Genomic DNA, 17021 nt, shown 5'->3' on the forward strand with positions numbered 1-17021 from the left:
GAGGCGCCCCCGCGAAACCGTACGGACGTGGTACGCGCGTGCCCTTGCCGTCGAGCGTCCGGTTCCGGCCACCGACAGTTGTCGGAGTGCGTGATTCGACTGCGTGTTGGCTGGTTAGAAGACTGGAAGTGTTTCAGCGGTACGGTCCAAAAACGATCGGGAACGTGCTGTGATCGTGAACACCGTGTTGCGCGGCGCCGTAGTGCTGGATACTGCGGGCAGCCGCCCATCGGTGACCGGTGCCGGGCGCGGTGAGCTGGAGGGGACGGTTCGCGTGAGCGAGATACCAGCGAAGGCCACGGAGTCCGGGGACCCGTCGGACGGCGCGAGGACGGGGGCGCCCGTCGACGGCATGTGGCAGAGCAGTCCGCCCGGCTCCATGTACGACTACATCCGCGTCGCGTCCTTCTCCATCGGCCCCGACGGTCTGGTCGACCAGTGGAGCCTGCGCGCCGAGCAGCTCTTCGGCATCCCGGCCGAACGCGCCGTGGGCATGGACCCCATCGCCGCGTTCATCGACCCCGACCGGCGTGAGCTGGGCCATCGCAAGATGGCCGAGATCCTCGACGGCCGCGAGTGGACCGGCGTCGTGCCCTTCCGCAAGCCCGACGAGGAGCCCGGCGGACCGGGCGAGGAGGCGCTCGCCGAGGTCTACGTCATGCCGACGCGGACCGAGGACGGCGAGAAGGCCGCCGTCTGCATCGTCGTCGATGTGCGCACCCTGCGCACGATCGAGACCGATCTCGCGGCCTCGCAGGCGATATTCGGTCAATCCCCGTTCGGCTTCCTGCTGATCGACCCCGATCTGCGGGTGCGCCGCGCCAACAAGCGGTTCGCCTCGCTCTTCGGCGGCACCCCCGACGACCACCGAGGCAAGGGCGTGCACGACTATCTGCCCCGGCCGGAGGCGGATCGGGTGACCGCGACCCTGCGCCGGGTGCTGGAGACCGGCGAGTCCATCACGGACATGCACGTCACCGGCTTCCTGCCGGGCTCCGAGGACCGCCGCCACTGGTCCGTCAACCTCTACCGGGTGCACAGCGGTTCGGGCCGGCCCATCGGTATCGCCTGGCTCGGGACCGACATCACCGCCCGCCGCGCCGCCGCCCGCGAGGCCGCCGCCGCGCGGCGCAACCTCGCCCTGCTGAACGAGGCCGGCGCCCGGATCGGCAACTCCCTCGACCTGGAGACCACCGCCCGCGAACTCCTCGACGTCGTCGTCCCCGGCTTCTGCGACCTGGCCACCGTCGACCTCTACCAGGGCCTGCTGGCCGGTGACGAGACCCCGCCGGGCCTCGCCGACGGCAGCGCGGAACTGCGCCGGGTGGCGTTCGCCAGCGCCGTCTCCGACGCGCCCTTCGTCGGCGGCACCGCGACTGTCGCGGTCGGCGCGGTCCACCACTTCCCGTTCAACTCGCCCTGCGCGGACGCCCTGCGCACCGCCCGCCCGCAGTCCGTGCCCGCCGAGGAGGGCGGCCTCGTCCAGTCCACGCTGGCCGTGCCGATGGTCGCCCACGACACCGTCGTAGGACTCGCGCAGTTCTCCCGGACCAAGGGCAGCGAGCCGTTCGGGGACCGGGACCGGGCGCTCGCGGTGGAGCTGGCGGCGCGGGCCGCGGTGTGCATCGACAACGCCCGGCTGTACCGCAGGGAGCACGAGCGGGCGCTGATACTGCAACGGTCCCTACTCCCGCCCGGCGACCCGGTCGCCTCCGGACTGGACATCGCCTGCCGCTATCTGCCCGGCAACTCCTCCTCCGACCGGCCGAGCGAGGTCGGCGGCGACTGGTTCGACGTCATCGAACTGCCCGGTCACCGCACGGCGTTGGTGGTGGGCGACGTCATGGGCCGCGGCCTGCGCGCCGCGGTCGCGATGGGCGAACTCCGCTCGGCGGTACGCACCTTGGCCCTGCTCGACCTCGAACCGGCGGAAGTGCTCAGCGCGCTGGACGAGATCGCGCGCGGGCTCGGCGCGCCGGGCGGGGTCCAGCAGGCCACCCGCGCCGCCCGCAGACCCCGCGAGGCGGACCTGTCCGAGGTGTACCTGGCCACCTGCGTGTACGCGGTCTACGACTCGGTGACCCGGCGCTGCACCTTCGCCAACGCCGGCCATCTGCCGCCCGTCCTGGTCGAACCCGGCGAGGACGCGCTGATGCTGGACGTCCCGCCGGGCATGCCGCTCGGCGTCGGCGGGGAGCCCTTCGAGGAGGTGGAGGTCGAACTGCCCGAGGGCGCCCTGCTCGCTCTCTACACGGATGGACTGGTCGAAAGCCGCGATCACCCCCTGGACGAGGGACTCCAGGCGTTCGTGGGCGCGTTGACCGACCCGGGCCGCCCGCTGGAGGACGTCTGCGACCACGTCCTCAACACCCTGGACACCCACCACGGCGAGGACGACATCGCGCTGCTCATGGCCCGCGTCCAGGGCCTGCCCGCCGACTCCGTCGGCGACTGGACCCTCCCGCGCGAGCCGCGCAGCGTGGGCCGCGCCCGCGAGTACGCCCGCGGCCAGCTCCTGAGCTGGGACCTGGAGCCGCTGGTGGACACGACCGAACTCCTGGTCAGCGAGCTGGTCACCAACGCCCTGCGCTACGGCGAGGGCGACATCCGCCTCCGCCTCCTCCTCGACCGCACCCTGGTCTGCGAGGTCTGGGACGCGGGCCTGGTCCAGCCCCGCCGCCGCAGAGCCCGCGACACCGACGAGGGCGGCCGCGGCCTGCAACTCGTCGGCCTGCTCAGCGCGGCCTGGGGCTCCCGCCGCACCCCGAGAGGCAAGACCGTCTGGTTCGAACTCCCCCTGCCGGACGGCGAGACAGGTCTGACGGACCCGGCGGAGGCCCTGCTGAGCCTGTTCTGACGGTCACCCTCGCCAGGTCACCCTCGACGCCCGCAGGTTCGCGGCCCCCCGAAGCTCAACGGCACGGAGGGCTCGGGGGCCGCGCCCCCAAGGCGTATGTCCTGCTCCGCCAGGTCGCGGGCGCGGCGGGAGAGGGCGTCCGCGGTGAGGAGGTCGGTGAGGCCGGGTCCGGTGGCCAGCAGGCGCCGGGACTCGGCCAGGCGGGTGCGGGCGGCGCTGCCGACGGTGCCCCGGTGGGTGGCGACGTGGGACTCCGCCGCGGCGGTCGAGGCGCGGGCCACCAGCCAGGCCGCCGTTCTCAGGACCCCGGCCCGGCCGTCCGCGACCGGCACCACCCCGCGCACGATCCGGCGCAGGGCCTCGACCGGGTCGTACGGTCCCGCCAGCAGCTCCTCCCGGACGTCGGACAGGACGCCGTCCGCGTGGGCGAGCCGGACGTCGGCCGGGCCGCCCGGGGTGCCCGTGGCCCGCTCGCGGGCCCCGGCGATCTCCGTCTCGGCGCCGGTCAGCGCGGGCGGGACCAGGGCCGCCGCCGCGGGCAGCTCCTCCGCCAGCCGTTCCACGGCGTCAACCAGGGTCTCGGCCTGTGCGACGGCCGTCTCCGCCGCGCGCAACTGCCCGATCGCCGGGTCCGTTTCGTCGCGGTCCGCGCTCTGGTGGGCCTCGTTGAGGCGGGAGGTGGCGAACACCAGGCGGTCCTTGGCCTGTTCCACGTATCCGGACACCGGCGCGGTCGCCGTCGGGCCGTAGCGTTTGGTCAGTTCCGTAAGGGTCGTGCCCGCGGCCCCGGTACGGGAGGTCAGTTCCCGGAAGCGTGCCTCCGCCGCACCCAGCGCCCCGGCCAGGTCGGCCTCCAGTCCTCGCAGTTGGTCGAAGCCCGCCGCCTCCGTGTCCAGTCGGCGTCCCGCCTCCTCGCAGCGGCCGATGATCCCCGCGAGCACTTGCCGGCGCCCCGCGTCGTCCTCCGGCACCCCGTCGTCGTACCGCTGCCGTATCCGGAACGCCGAGGCCAGCTCCCGTTCCGCCTCCCGGAGCGCCCGCTCGGCCGATTCGTCCGGCGAGGGGACGAAGGTCAGCTCCTCGCGGCTCACCCGCACCCAGTTGTCCGCCTCCACCAGCAGCGCCTGTGAGCGTTCGTCCAGGTCGGCCGGTCCGGGGGAGGCGTCCGGGGCGGGCGCGCCCCCGGGGGTCGTACGGGTCCGGGTGCGCCGGGTGCGGCGTACGTACGCGTATCCCGCGACCGCCACCGCCGCCACGGCCGCCACCAGCGGGAGCACCAGGTCGCCCGTCGAGGTCTCCGCCGGCTCCTCCTGGGCCGCCGCACCGGCCGCGACCCCGGGCTCCGGGGCCGAGGACGGGCCGGGCAGCAGCAGCCACACCGTGGCGACCAGCACACCCGCCACGGCTATGAGCAGCCGCACGGATATCTGCCCCTTGGCCCGCCGAGGCCGGCCCCGGATCAAGGATGGCGTCACATTTGGGAGCGTATGAGCAGGAAACCACCCGCGCGACCGGGGTGGCCCCCCGGAGGGAGCCGCCCCGGGGTCAGGAGCGTCTGCGGATCTTCGACCCGAGCCACACCAGCGGATCGTACTTGCGGTCCACGGCCCGCTCCTTCAGCGGGATCAGCGCGTTGTCGGTGATCTTGATGCCTTCGGGGCAGACCTCCGTGCAGCACTTGGTGATGTTGCAGTAGCCGAGCCCGTGCTCGTCCTGCGCCGTCGCCTTGCGGTCGAGGCCGGACTCCGCCGCCGCGTCCAGCGGGTGCATGTCCAGCTCCGCCACCCGCATCAGGAACCTCGGACCGGCGAACGCCTGCTTGTTCTCCTCGTGGTCGCGCACCACGTGACAGGTGTCCTGGCACAGGAAGCACTCGATGCACTTGCGGAACTCCTGCGAGCGGTCCACGTCCTCCTGCATCATCCGGTACTCGCCGGGCCCCAGTTCCTTCGGCGGCACGAACGCCGGGACCTGCCGCGCCTTCTGGTAGTTGAAGCCGACGTCCGTCACCAGGTCGCGGATGACCGGGAACGCCCGCAGCGGGGTGACGGTGATCGTCTCCTCCCTGCTGAACACCGACATCCGCGTCATGCACATCAGCCGCGGCCGCCCGTTGATCTCCGCGGAGCACGAACCGCACTTGCCCGCCTTGCAGTTCCAGCGCACGGCGAGGTCGGGCGCCTGGGTGGCCTGGAGGCGGTGGATGATGTCGAGGACCACCTCGCCGTCGTTGACCTCGACCTTGAAGTCCTCCAGGTCGCCGCCCTCGGTGTCACCCCGCCACACCTTGAAGCGGGCCTCGTAGCTGCTCACTCGTACAGCTCCTCTTCGGCGAGGTACTTGACCAGCTCCTCCTTGTCGAACAGGGCGAGCAGGTCCGGGCGGATGGGTTCGGTGGTCTCCCGGACGAGGTCGATCTGACCGCGCTCCGGGTCGGTGGCGGCCAGCCCGCCGGTCGGATCGGCCAGCCTGCACAGCAGATTGACGTTGCGCCAGGAGCGCTCCATCGTCGGATGGTCCTCACGGGTGTGCCCGCCGCGCGACTCGGTGCGCTCCAGCGCGGCCCGCGCCACGCACTCGCTGACCAGCAGCATGTTCCTGAGGTCCAGCGCCAGGTGCCAGCCCGGGTTGAACTGCCGGTGTCCCTCCACCCCGGCCCGCCGGGCCCGGACCCGCAGCTCGGCCAGCTTCTCCAGGGCGTGCGCCATCTCGCCCTCGCGGCGGATGATGCCGACCAGGTCGTTCATGGTCTGCTGGAGCTCCTGGTGGAGGGTGTACGGGTTCTCCGGGGCGGCCTCGTCCGGGCTCTCCGCGGAGAACGGGCGCAGCGCCTCCGCCGCGGCGGCGTCGATCTGCGCGTCCTCCACCACGGGCCGTCCGCCCGCGAGCCCGGCGGAGTACTCGGCGGCGTGCCAGCCCGCCCGGCGCCCGAAGACCAGCAGGTCGGACAGGGAGTTGCCGCCCAGCCGGTTGGAGCCGTGCATGCCGCCCGCGACCTCACCGGCCGCGAACAGCCCCGGCACCCCGCGCGCCGCCGCCGAGTCGGAGTCGACGGCGATGCCGCCCATCACGTAGTGACAGGTCGGCCCGACCTCCATCGCCTCGGCCGTGATGTCGACGTCCGCCAGCTCCTTGAACTGGTGGTACATCGACGGCAGCCGCCGCTTGATCACCTCGGCGGGCATCCGCGTCGACACGTCCAGGAAGACCCCGCCGTGCGGGGAGCCCCGGCCCGCCTTGACCTCGGAGTTGATGGCGCGGGCCACCTCGTCGCGGGGGAGCAGTTCGGGGGGCCGCCGGTTGTTCTCCGGGTCGTCGTACCAGCGGTCCGCCTCCTCCTCGGACTCGGCGTACTTCTCCTTGAAGACGTCCGGGACGTAGTCGAACATGAACCGCTTGCCGTCGGAGTTGCGCAGCACCCCGCCGTCGCCGCGCACCGACTCGGTGACCAGGATGCCCTTCACCGACGGCGGCCAGACCATCCCGGTCGGGTGGAACTGCACGAACTCCATGTTGAGCAGCGGCGCCCCGGCGAGCAGGGCCAGCGCGTGGCCGTCGCCGGTGTACTCCCACGAGTTCGAGGTCACCTTGAAGGACTTGCCGATGCCGCCGGTGGCGATCACCACGGCGGGCGCCTCCAGGACGAAGAAACGACCGGTCTCCCGGTCGTAGGCGAAGACCCCGGAGACCTTCTCGTCCTGCTTGAGGACGCGGGTGACCGTGCACTCCTGGAAGACCTTCAGCCGGGACTCGTAGTCCCCGGTCTCCTTGAAGTCCTCCTGCTGCAGGGAGACGATCTTCTGCTGGAGGGTGCGGATCAGCTCCAGGCCGGTGCGGTCGCCGACATGGGCCAGGCGCGGGTACTCGTGACCGCCGAAGTTGCGCTGGGAGATCCGGCCGTCCTTGGTCCGGTCGAACAGGGCGCCCCAGGTCTCCAGCTCCCACACCCGGTCCGGGGCCTCGCGCGCGTGCAGCTCGGCCATCCGCCACTGGTTGAGGAACTTCCCGCCGCGCATGGTGTCGCGGAAGTGCACCTGCCAGTTGTCGTGCTCGTTGACATTGGCCATCGCCGCCGCGATGCCGCCCTCGGCCATCACCGTGTGCGCCTTGCCGAACAGCGACTTGCAGATCACCGCCGTACGGGCGCCGCGCTCACGGGCCTCGATGGCGGCGCGCAGGCCCGCGCCGCCCGCGCCGACCACGACGACGTCCCACTCCTGCCGGTCCACCACGGACATCAGAACAACCTCGGATCGTCGAAGACACCGGACGCGAGCAGATAGACGTAGAAGTCGGCGAGCGCCACGCTCACCAGCGACGCCCAGGCCAGCAGCATGTGGCGGGCGTTGAGCTTCCCCACCCACTGCCACATCCGGTAGCGCACGGGATGCTTGGAGAAGTGCTTGAGCTTGCCGCCGACGATGTGCCGGCAGGAGTGGCAGGAGACCGTGTACGCCCAGATCAGCACGATGTTGACGAGGAACACCAGGGTGCCCAGGCCCATGTGGCCCCACTCGTAGTTCTCGTCGCGGAACGTCAGCACCGTGTCGTAGGTGAGGATCCCGGCCACCGGGACGGCGGCGTAGAAGAAGTACCGGTGGATGTTCTGCAGGATCAGCGGGAAACGGGTCTCACCGGTGTACTTGCGGTGGGGTTCGGCGACCGCGCAGGCGGGGGGCGAGGCCCAGAAGCCGCGGTAGTACGCCTTGCGGTAGTAGTAGCAGGTCAGCCGGAAGCCCAGCGGGAAGATCAGGATCAGGATGGCGGGGGACAGGCCCCACCAGCTGCCGAAGATCTCCCAGTTGGGGCCGTTGCGCATCGGCTCGCAGTTCTCCGCGAGGCAGGGGGAGTAGAACGGCGAGACGTACGGCGCCGCGTAGTAGTCGGCGTTGGAGAAGGCGCGCCAGGTCGAATAGACGATGAACGCGAGCAGACCGGCCGCGGTGGCGGCGGGCGCCAGCCACCAACGGTCGGTCCGCAGATGCGAGGCGGAGATCGCGGCGCGTGTCGGGGTGTGCACACCGCCGCTGTTCAGATGGGGTTCCGTACCAGTGGCCAAGGTTTGACTCCGGTCGGGGGCTGGGTTCAGGGGGCTCGCCGGTCCCGGGCGCCGAGACCCTCGTCGTCGGTGTCGATCCAGAGCGAGTCGTCGTACGGGGTGTCGGGGATCGTGACGAGGTCGGGGCGCTTCTGGGGCGCGGGGGTGGAAGCCGTCGCGCGCAGCAGGTCCACGCTCTCGCGCAGGTGGTCGCAGTCGGTACGGACGCGGCGGATGTCCAGACCGCCGCTGCCGAGCTGCTGTTCCAGACGGCTCACCGACCGGTTCAGGTCGTCGAGGCACCGCTGGACTGACATCAGGTCGTCGTGCACGGACATGACGTGACCTCACTTCCGTCGGCCGTGCGGCCGTGGGTGGCAACGTTCATGCGCCTGCGAGTGTTGCGCGTCACACCTGTCGCTGTGAAGGGACGTGCACCGATTGGCCGAGGCGCATAGGTGCATCCCGTGGTGCTTGCGCCACACGAGTGGGCTTCACGACGTGTGCCGCCGTGTCGCAGCCCGTTGCCGAACCCTTTCCTCTTCAGTGGCCGCATAGATGTGATCAGCTCCATATACCGCCAAACGTGATCATAACGCCCGCGGCCCCCGGAGGTAAGCAGAGATGTCCCACGACGGCCCAGGACCTCGCGCGGTGGCGCGATCGGTCGTTTTCCTGACCGCGGGTGCGCTCGCGGTGCCGCTGCTGGCGGGATGCGCCTCCGAGGATCCCGCGGGCAAGCCACTCGCCGGGCCGGACATCGTCCCCGCCGCCCGTTCCCTGCTGGTCGACGGCGGCACCCTGCGCTGGGCGGTGGACTCCGTGCCGGAGACCCTGAACACCTTCCAGGCCGACGCCGACGCCACCACCTCCCGGGTCGCCCAGGCCGTACTGCCGTCGATGTACCGCCTCGACGAGACGGGACGGCCCGAGATCAACCCCGACTACCTGGAGTCCGCGAAGGTCGTCGAGACCGAGCCCAAGCAGGTCGTGCTGTACAAGCTCAACCAGCAGGCCGTCTGGAGCGACGGCCGGGAGATCGGCGCCGCCGACTTCGCCGCCCAGTGGCGGGCGCTGTCCGGCAAGGACTCGGCCTACTGGACCGCCCGCAACGCCGGGTACGACCGCATCCAGCGCATCGAGCGCGGCGCCAACGACCTGGAGGTCAAGGTCACCTTCGCCCGCCCCTACGCGGACTGGCGCTCGCTGTTCTCGCCGCTGTACCCGAAGGAGGTCATGGGCACCCCGGACTCCTTCAACGACAGCGCCCGGCGCAAGCTGAAGATCACCGCCGGGCCCTTCCACGTCCGCAAGCTCGACCGCAAGGACGACGAGATCACCCTGGCCCGCAACCCCCGCTGGTGGGGCAGACCGGCCAAGCTGGAGAAGATCGTGCTGCGCGCGGTGCCGCGCGACGAGCGCGCCGAGGCGCTGGCCGACGGGAAGGTCGACCTGGCCGAGATCGACTCCGGCACCGTGCGCCGCATCCGTCTGGCCGACCGCGCCGACGGCAGGAAGGACAAGGCGCAGAGCAAGAGCGAGCGCCGGCAGCAGGCCCTCAGGGGCTTCGAGGTGCGCAGCTCCCTGGAGCCCGCCTTCACCCAGCTCGCCCTCAACGGCTCCGAGGGCCCGCTCGCCGACGAACGGGTGCGCCGGGCGGTGGCCAGGGCACTGGACCGCGAGGAGATCGCCAAGGCCGTCCTCAAGCCCCTCGGACTGCCGGCCGAGCCCGTCGGCAGCCACCTGGCCCTCGCCGGACAGGCCGCCTACGCCGACAACAGCGGCGCCCTCGGCGACCAGGACACCGCGGAGGCCCGGGCCCTGCTCGCGGACGCCGGATGGGTGCGCGGCGGCCCGGTCAAGGAGGAGAAGGCCGAGAAGGCGGCCGGGGCGGAGAAGGAGAAGGCCAAGGGGGAGAAGGAGAAGGGCAAGTCCGAGAAGGACGACGGCACCTACGTCGTCGGCGAGGACGACAAGGCGCCCACCGAGGCCGACCGCGAGAAGAAACGTCACGACCTCCAGCAGGGCAGCGCACCGGGCGCCTACGCCCCCAAGGGCACCGCCGCCCCCGCCGAGGCCGTCGCCAAGGCCGGCGCCACGCCCGCCGGTGCCGCGGCCGGTCCGCTGGCCAAGGACGGCAAGCCGCTCACCCTCCGCTTCGTCCTGCCCTCCGGGCCGGGCTCGGAGACCCTGCGGACGGTCGCCGAACGCATCCGGCGCATGCTCGACCGGGTCGGCATCCGCACCGAGCTGACCAAGGTCAAGGACGAGAGCTACTTCAAGGACCACATCGCCTCCGGCGAGTACGACCTGGCCCTGTACTCCTGGCCCGCCTCCGCCTACCCCGCCACCGACGCCCGCCCGATCTACGCCAAGCCGGTCCCGGCGGCGGACGGCTCGCTGAACGTGGAGCAGAACTACACCCGGGTCGGCACCGACCAGGTGGACCAGCTCTTCGAGCAGGCGATCTCCACCCTGAACGACTCCGCGCGCCGCAACCTGATCCGCAAGGCCGACTCCCGCATCTGGGCGGCGGCCGGGTCCATCCCGCTCTACCAGCGCCCGCAGCTCACCGCGGCCCGCAAGAACCTCGCCAACACCGGCGCCTTCGGTTTCCGGACCCCGGTCTACGAAGACATGGGCTTCCTGAAGAAGGGCGCGCGGCCGGCGCCGGGGGCCACCGCCTCCAAGAAGTAGCCCGGAGCCCGCCGAAAAGCCTCCCGTACCCCCTCCAACCTGGGCAGAAGCGGCCCGGCGCGCCGCAGCTGCCCAGGCCCCGTACCATGGGGTGAGGCCGTGGCATGTCAAGCCCGGCAGGGCCCGCGTCACACGGAAGTACGCGCAGGCCGTCCTCACACTCCGGGAGAACGCCGCAATATGGCCACGCGCCACGACATTCGAAACGTCGCCATCGTCGCCCACGTCGACCACGGCAAGACCACCATCGTCGACGGCATGCTGAAGCAGGCCGGGGCCTTCGCCGCCCACCAGCTCGACTCGGTCGACGACCGCATGATGGACTCGAACGACCTGGAGCGTGAGAAGGGCATCACGATCCTCGCCAAGAACACGGCGGTGAAGTACCACCCCAAGGACGGCGGGGAGCCCATCACGATCAACATCATCGACACCCCCGGCCACGCCGACTTCGGTGGTGAGGTCGAGCGCGGTCTGTCGATGGTGGACGGTGTCGTGCTGCTCGTCGACGCCTCCGAGGGCCCGCTGCCGCAGACCCGCTTCGTGCTGCGCAAGGCGCTCCAGCAGCGGCTGCCCATCATCCTGTGCATCAACAAGACGGACCGTCCGGACTCCCGGATCGACGAGGTCGTCAACGAGACCTACGACCTCTTCCTCGACCTGGACGCCGACGAGGACCAGATCGAGTTCCCGATCGTCTACGCCTGCGGCCGCGACGGCATCGCCTCGCTGACCAAGCCCGACGACGGCACGGTCCCGGCGGACTCCGACAGCCTGGAGCCGTTCTTCTCCACCATCCTGCAGACCATCCCGGCCCCGTCCTACGACGAGGACGCCCCGCTGCAGGCCCACGTCACCAACCTGGACGCGGACAACTTCCTCGGCCGTATCGCGCTGCTGCGCGTGCACCAGGGCGAGCTGAAGAAGGGCCAGACGGTCGCGTGGATGAAGCGCGACGGCTCGGTGTCCAACGTCCGCATCTCCGAGCTGATGATGACCGAGGCGCTCACCCGCAAGCCCGCCGAGAAGGCCGGCCCGGGTGACATCTGCGCGGTCGCCGGTATCCCCGAGATCATGATCGGCGAGACCCTGGCCGACCCCGAGAACCCCGTCGCGCTGCCGCTGATCACGGTCGACGAGCCCGCGATCTCGATGACCATCGGCACCAACACCTCCCCGCTGGTCGGCCGCGGCGGCACCGGCAAGGGCGCCGACGCCAAGGCGGCCGTCAAGGACCGCAAGGTCACCGCCCGCCAGGTCAAGGACCGTCTGGACCGCGAGCTGATCGGTAACGTCTCGCTGCGCGTGCTGGAGACCGACCGCCCGGACGCCTGGGAGGTGCAGGGCCGCGGTGAGCTGGCGCTGGCCATCCTCGTGGAGACCATGCGCCGGGAGGGCTACGAGCTGACCGTCGGCAAGCCCCAGGTGGTCACCAAGGAGGTCGACGGCAAGGTCTACGAGCCGGTCGAGCGCATGACCATCGACGTGCCCGAGGAGCACATGGGCGCCGTCACGCAGCTCATGGGTGTCCGCAAGGGCCGGATGGACAACATGTCCAACCACGGCTCCGGCTGGGTGCGCATGGAGTTCGTGGTGCCCTCGCGCGGGTTGATCGGATTCCGGACGGAGTTCCTCACCCAGACCCGCGGAACCGGAATCGCCCACTCCATCCACGAGGGCCACGAGCCGTGGTTCGGCACGCTGACCACCCGTAACAACGGCTCGCTGGTCGCCGACCGCTCCGGTGCCGTCACGGCGTTCGCGATGACGAACCTTCAGGAGCGCGGCGTGCTCTTCGTGGAGCCCGGCACCGAGGTGTACGAGGGCATGATCGTCGGCGAGAACAGCCGCTCCGACGACATGGACGTCAACATCACCAAGGAGAAGAAGCTCACCAACATGCGGTCGTCCACGGCCGATGTGGCCGAGTCGATCGTCCCGCCGCGCAAGCTCTCGCTGGAGCAGTCGCTGGAGTTCTGTCGCGACGACGAGTGCGTCGAGGTCACTCCCGAGGCCGTTCGCATTCGCAAGGTGAACCTGGACGCCCGCGAGCGCGCCCGCGCCGCGAGCCGCGCCAAGCACGGCTGATCCGGCGGGAACCCTCCGCAAGGACGAACGGCGCCGTACACCCCGTCCACGGGTGTACGGCGCCGTTCGTGTTCGAGGTGGGGAGCAACACTTGTGAGCGGAACGCGTAGAGCGTGGGGACGGGGTTGGGGAGGAGCGAAGGAGGGTAGGGAAAACCCTCTGTCCGGCCGGGAGGTCTCGGCGGAGCAGCCTCGACGTACTAGCCTGCCGGGATGGCCTGCCCTTCCGTCAGTTGATCCGGGACATCCGCGGTCCATGGCTGACTGCCTTGCCGGACAGGCGCGCTGAGCGCGCGGCGGCTCTGGGGTACGCGTCGCACGGTGGCGGACACGCCATGCACGGCGGCCACCATATGTGCAATTCGATTTCCCGTTGCGAGTGTCCGGTATTCGGACATCCGACGCCGATAGGCGTGTAACAAGTCCGTTTCGCAGGGATCTTTCACCAAACACTTTGTCCGGGTTCCGGAAGATGTAGGGCCTAGCTGTGATCGAACCGATATCTCGGGGGTGTGGTTCGGCCGGTAGCGCATGGCAGATAGTTAGGCGCGTAGAGCTCGGCTGAACGGGTCACGCGCTGACGGCGCCGACTTACGAGCACGGGAGCACCTGACGATCTCCGACACCGGCGACGGGCGGTGGGCGGTGACATGTCGTGTGCTCCTCTTTGCGGTGAACCAATGGACTCATGAGGAGGAACCCATGCGCGGTGCCAAGAGCGCCAAGTGGGTCGCGGGTGCGATAGTCGTCGCGCTGACCGCTACTGCCTGTGGTGGAAGCGACAGCGACAGCGAGGGGAAGAGCAAGGGCTCCGGCCTTGCCGGGTACGTCTCGATCGACGTCGGCGAGCCGCAGAAGCCGCTGATCCCGGCCGACACCAACGAGTCCAACGGCTCGTACGTCATCCAGTCCCTGTTCACCCAGCTCTTGGACTTCGACGCCAACGGCGAGATCGTCTACACGAACGCAGAGTCGGTCACCACCGAGGACTCGAAGACGTGGACGGTCAAGCTCAAGAAGGGCTGGAAGTTCCACAACGGTGAGGACGTCACCTCCAAGTCGTACATCGACGCCTGGAACTGGTACGCCAACATCAAGAACAACCAGCAGAACTCCTTCTGGTTCCAGGACATCAAGGGCTACGAGGACGTCCACCCGGAGAAGGGTGACCCGAAGGCCGAGGCCATGTCCGGTCTGAAGGTCGTGGACGACCACACCTTCACCATCGAGCTGAAGTACACGATGCCGTACTTCAACTACAAGCTGGGCTACTCCACGTGGGCCCCGCTGCCCAAGGTCTTCTACGACGACCCGAAGGCGTTCGGCCAGAAGCCGGTCGGTAACGGTCCCTACACCTTCGAGAAGTGGGACCACAAGAAGCTCATCCAGGTCAAGGCCTGGGACGACTACAAGGGCCCGAACAAGGCCAAGAACAAGGGCGTTCAGTTCAAGGCGTACACGACGCTTGAGGCCGCCTACAAGGACGTCGTCTCCGGCAACCTGGACATGATCCGCCAGGTCGGCCCGACGGACCTGCCGAAGTACAAGCAGGACCTGGGCGACGGCGCCATCGAGCAGCCGTACGCGGCCATCCAGACGCTGACCCCGGCCTTCTACTCCAAGACCTTCAAGGACATCGACCCGAAGGTCCTCCAGGGTCTGTCGATGGCGATCGACCGCGAGACGATCACCAAGACGGTTCTGAACAACACCCGCACGCCGGCCAAGTCCTTCACCCCGCCCGGCGTCAAGGGCAACCAGGACCTGGACACCGACGTGTTCACGTACGACCCGAAGAAGGCCAAGGAGCTCGTCGAAGAGGGCGGCGGCGTTCCGGGTAACAAGTTCACCATCCAGTACAACACTGACGGTGGACACAAGGAATGGGTGACCGCGGTCTGCGAGTCCATCCGTAACGCCACCGGTGTCGACTGCGTCGGTGACCCCAAGCCGGACTTCGCCACGGACCTTGAGGCTCGTGACAACGACCAGGTGAAGGGCATGTACCGCGGTGGCTGGGTCGCCGACTACCCGGTCAACGCCAACTTCATGAAGGAGCTGTACCACACCACGGCCGAGGCCAACAACGGTCGCTTCTCCAACAAGGAGATCGACAAGCTGATGAACGAGGCGGACCAGGCCTCGTCCCTGGAAGAGTCCGTCAAGGCGTTCCAGGAGGTCGAGAAGAAGCTGGTCGAGCACATGCCGGCCATCCCGCTCTGGTACTACCGCATCAACGGCGGCCACGGTAAGAACGTCGACAACGTGAACGTCGACTTCCACGGTGACCTCGAAGTGTGGGCCGTCACCACCAAGTAAGAGGATCTCGGAACCTCTTTCCACTCGGCCGAAAACCCGCCGCCGCTCCGGCGGCGGCGGGGAGGTTCGTGGGGCCGTCTCGTGACCAAGAGACGGCCCCCCACCTGCGTTAAAACCCCTCACGGAGGCACCTATGGGGCGCTATGTCGCACGACGACTGCTCCAGATGATCCCGGTCTTCATCGGGTCAACCTTGATCATCTTCTGTATGATGTACGCCCTGCCCGGCGACCCCGTCCGGGCCATGATGGGGGATCAGGCGTACGACCCGGCGGTCGTCGCGAACATCAAGAAGGACCTCGGTCTTGATCAGCCGCTGCTCCAGCAGTACGCGAACTACATGGCTGGGCTGGTCCAGGGTGACTTCGGCACCCAGATCGCCAGTCAGCGGCCCATCAGCGACGTCATCGGCGACGCGTTCCCGGTCACCCTCAGACTGACGATCTTCGCCTTCACCTTCGTCACGCTCGTGGGCATCGGCCTCGGCCTCATCGCCGGCCTGCGCCCCGACACGCTGCGGGACCGCGGACTGTTGACGCTGACGCTGTTCCTCGTCTCCATGCCGTCCTTCGTGCTGGGCTTCCTGCTGCAGTACCTGCTCGCGTTCAAGTGGAACGTCACCACCCCCACGGTGACCGATTCCACGGACTTCTCCCAACTCGCGCTTCCCGCCACCGTGCTGGCGTCGCTCTCCCTCGCCTATGTCGCCCGGCTGACCCGCACGTCGATCGCGGAGAACCTGCGTTCCGACTACATGCGCACCGCCGTCGCCAAGGGGTTGCCGCGTCGCCGCGTCATCGGCGTCCACCTGCTGCGTAACTCCCTGATCCCCGTCGTCACCTTCCTCGGTATCGAGATCGGCAGCCTGATGACCGGCGCCATCGTCACCGAGGGCATCTTCAACGTGCGCGGTATCGGTATCGAGATCTACGAGGCGCTCACCCGGCGCGAGGGCGCCACGGTCGTGGGCATCGCCTCGCTGATGGTGCTCATATACCTCGCCGCCAGCTTGATCGTCGACCTGCTCTACGCGGTCCTGGACCCGAGGATCCGGTATGCCTGACAAGACCATCGAGAAGACGGTCGACGCCCTTCCGGGCGACTCCGGGAGGACCGCCGTCGCCGCCATGACCGACGCCGGCCCGGCTCCCGAGAAGGCGCGCAGCCTGTGGTCCGACGCCTGGCACGACCTGCGGCGCAACCCGCTGTTCCTGATATCGGCCGTGCTGATCGTGTTCCTGCTGGTGATGGCGGCCTGGCCGGGACTGTTCACCAGCGCCTCACCGCGCCATGCCGACCTGGCCAAGCACTACCTGGGCGCGCCGAACTGGACCAACTTCTTCGCTGCGGACTGGTTCGGCTACGACGTCCAGGGCCGTTCGATATACGCCCGGGTCGTCTACGGTGCCCGCGCCTCGATCACCGTCGGTGTGGGCGTCACCGTCGCCGTCACCGTTCTCGGCACGGTCATCGGCATGATCGCCGGCTACTTCGGCGGCTGGACCGACACCCTGCTCTCGCGGGTGACCGACATCTTCCTCGGCATCCCGTTCCTGCTCGGTGCCCTGGTGATCCTCAACTCCTTCGACGACCGCACCGTGTGGGTCGTCATCATGGCGCTCGCCTTCCTGGGCTGGACCCAGATCGCCCGTGTCGCCCGCGGTGCCGTGATCACCGTCAAGCAGTCGGACTACGTGGTGGCCGCCAAGGCGCTCGGTGCCTCGACCACCCGGATCATGTTCCGGCACATCCTGCCCAATGCTGTCGCGCCCATCATCGTGGTGGCGACCATCGCGCTCGGCGGTTACATCGCGGCCGAGGCCACCCTGTCCTTCCTGGGCGTGGGCCTTGGTGACTCGGCCGTGTCCTGGGGCGGCGACGTGGCGCGTGGACGTGAGCAGCTCCGCATTGCCCCCCACACCCTGCTCGTCCCGTCGGTGATGGTCTCGATCACGGTGCTCTCGTTCCTGATGTTCGGCGATGCGGTACGCAACGCCCTCGACCCCAAGCTGCGCTGAGGGAG

Annotated in this window: 11 protein-coding genes; 6 read left to right on the top strand and 5 right to left on the bottom strand. The window is 69.4% G+C overall.

Annotated features, from left to right (window positions below; translation table 11 throughout):
- Nucleotides 1-274: 274 nt before the first annotated feature.
- Nucleotides 275-2857, top strand: a complete 2583-nt coding sequence (locus GA0115233_RS25870) for a SpoIIE family protein phosphatase (protein WP_093722703.1) — start codon at nt 275-277, stop codon at nt 2855-2857.
- 17 nt (nt 2858-2874) lie between these two features.
- On the opposite strand, the gene GA0115233_RS25875 is transcribed toward GA0115233_RS25870, so the two are convergent.
- The 5 genes from GA0115233_RS25875 to GA0115233_RS25895 form a co-directional block, all read right to left on the bottom strand.
- A complete protein-coding gene (locus tag GA0115233_RS25875; RefSeq protein WP_255310350.1) occupies nt 2875-4332 on the bottom strand; it encodes a hypothetical protein in 1458 nt (485 codons plus the stop codon).
- A 70-nt stretch (nt 4333-4402) separates the two neighbouring features.
- Entirely contained in the window at nt 4403-5170 is a 768-nt protein-coding gene (locus GA0115233_RS25880; protein WP_093722704.1) for a succinate dehydrogenase/fumarate reductase iron-sulfur subunit, read from the bottom strand.
- Nucleotides 5167-7095 (bottom strand): fumarate reductase/succinate dehydrogenase flavoprotein subunit, encoded by a 1929-nt coding sequence (locus tag GA0115233_RS25885; RefSeq protein WP_093722705.1) that lies wholly within the window; start codon nt 7093-7095, stop codon nt 5167-5169. Before GA0115233_RS25885 ends, GA0115233_RS25880 begins: the two co-directional genes overlap by 4 nt.
- Nucleotides 7095-7916, bottom strand: a complete 822-nt coding sequence (locus tag GA0115233_RS25890) for a hypothetical protein (protein WP_093722706.1) — start codon at nt 7914-7916, stop codon at nt 7095-7097. Before GA0115233_RS25890 ends, GA0115233_RS25885 begins: the two co-directional genes overlap by 1 nt.
- 26 nt (nt 7917-7942) lie before the next feature.
- Nucleotides 7943-8233, bottom strand: a complete 291-nt coding sequence (locus tag GA0115233_RS25895) for a hypothetical protein (protein ID WP_093722707.1) — start codon at nt 8231-8233, stop codon at nt 7943-7945.
- 286 nt (nt 8234-8519) lie between these two features.
- On the opposite strand from GA0115233_RS25895, the gene GA0115233_RS25900 reads away from it, so the two are divergent.
- The 5 genes from GA0115233_RS25900 to GA0115233_RS25920 all read left to right on the top strand — a co-directional run bounded on the left by GA0115233_RS25900 (nt 8520) and on the right by GA0115233_RS25920 (nt 17016).
- The gene (locus GA0115233_RS25900; protein WP_093722708.1) at nt 8520-10592 is read left to right on the top strand and encodes an ABC transporter family substrate-binding protein; all 2073 of its coding nucleotides are present in this window, start codon (nt 8520-8522) and stop codon (nt 10590-10592) included.
- Between the two features lie 180 nt (nt 10593-10772).
- Nucleotides 10773-12680, top strand: a complete 1908-nt coding sequence (gene typA, locus GA0115233_RS25905) for a translational GTPase TypA (RefSeq protein ID WP_093722709.1) — start codon at nt 10773-10775, stop codon at nt 12678-12680.
- 701 nt (nt 12681-13381) lie between these two features.
- Complete coding sequence (locus tag GA0115233_RS25910; RefSeq protein WP_093722710.1) at nt 13382-14998, top strand: peptide ABC transporter substrate-binding protein; 1617 nt, start codon at nt 13382-13384, stop codon at nt 14996-14998.
- Between the two features lie 133 nt (nt 14999-15131).
- Nucleotides 15132-16061: an ABC transporter permease gene (locus GA0115233_RS25915; RefSeq protein WP_093722711.1), complete on the top strand. Its 930-nt coding sequence runs from the start codon at nt 15132-15134 to the stop codon at nt 16059-16061.
- Complete coding sequence (locus tag GA0115233_RS25920) at nt 16054-17016, top strand: ABC transporter permease (protein ID WP_093722712.1); 963 nt, start codon at nt 16054-16056, stop codon at nt 17014-17016. Before GA0115233_RS25915 ends, GA0115233_RS25920 begins: the two co-directional genes overlap by 8 nt.
- Nucleotides 17017-17021 lie beyond the last annotated feature (5 nt).

The sequence above is a fragment of the Streptomyces sp. DI166 genome (assembly GCF_900091315.1).
Lineage (GTDB): Bacteria > Actinomycetota > Actinomycetes > Streptomycetales > Streptomycetaceae > Streptomyces > Streptomyces fuscus.

Bases quoted from the DNA above. Each gene is read 5' to 3' on its own strand.
- GA0115233_RS25910 (WP_093722710.1), top strand. From the start codon at position 13,382: ATGCGCGGTGCCAAGAGCGCCAAGTGGGTCGCGGGTGCGATAGTCGTC.
- typA (WP_093722709.1), top strand. From the start codon at position 10,773: ATGGCCACGCGCCACGACATTCGAAACGTCGCCATCGTCGCCCACGTC.
- GA0115233_RS25915 (WP_093722711.1), top strand. From the start codon at position 15,132: ATGGGGCGCTATGTCGCACGACGACTGCTCCAGATGATCCCGGTCTTC.
- GA0115233_RS25895 (WP_093722707.1), bottom strand. From the start codon at position 8,233: ATGTCCGTGCACGACGACCTGATGTCAGTCCAGCGGTGCCTCGACGAC.
- GA0115233_RS25885 (WP_093722705.1), bottom strand. From the start codon at position 7,095: ATGTCCGTGGTGGACCGGCAGGAGTGGGACGTCGTCGTGGTCGGCGCG.
- GA0115233_RS25920 (WP_093722712.1), top strand. From the start codon at position 16,054: ATGCCTGACAAGACCATCGAGAAGACGGTCGACGCCCTTCCGGGCGAC.
- GA0115233_RS25900 (WP_093722708.1), top strand. From the start codon at position 8,520: ATGTCCCACGACGGCCCAGGACCTCGCGCGGTGGCGCGATCGGTCGTT.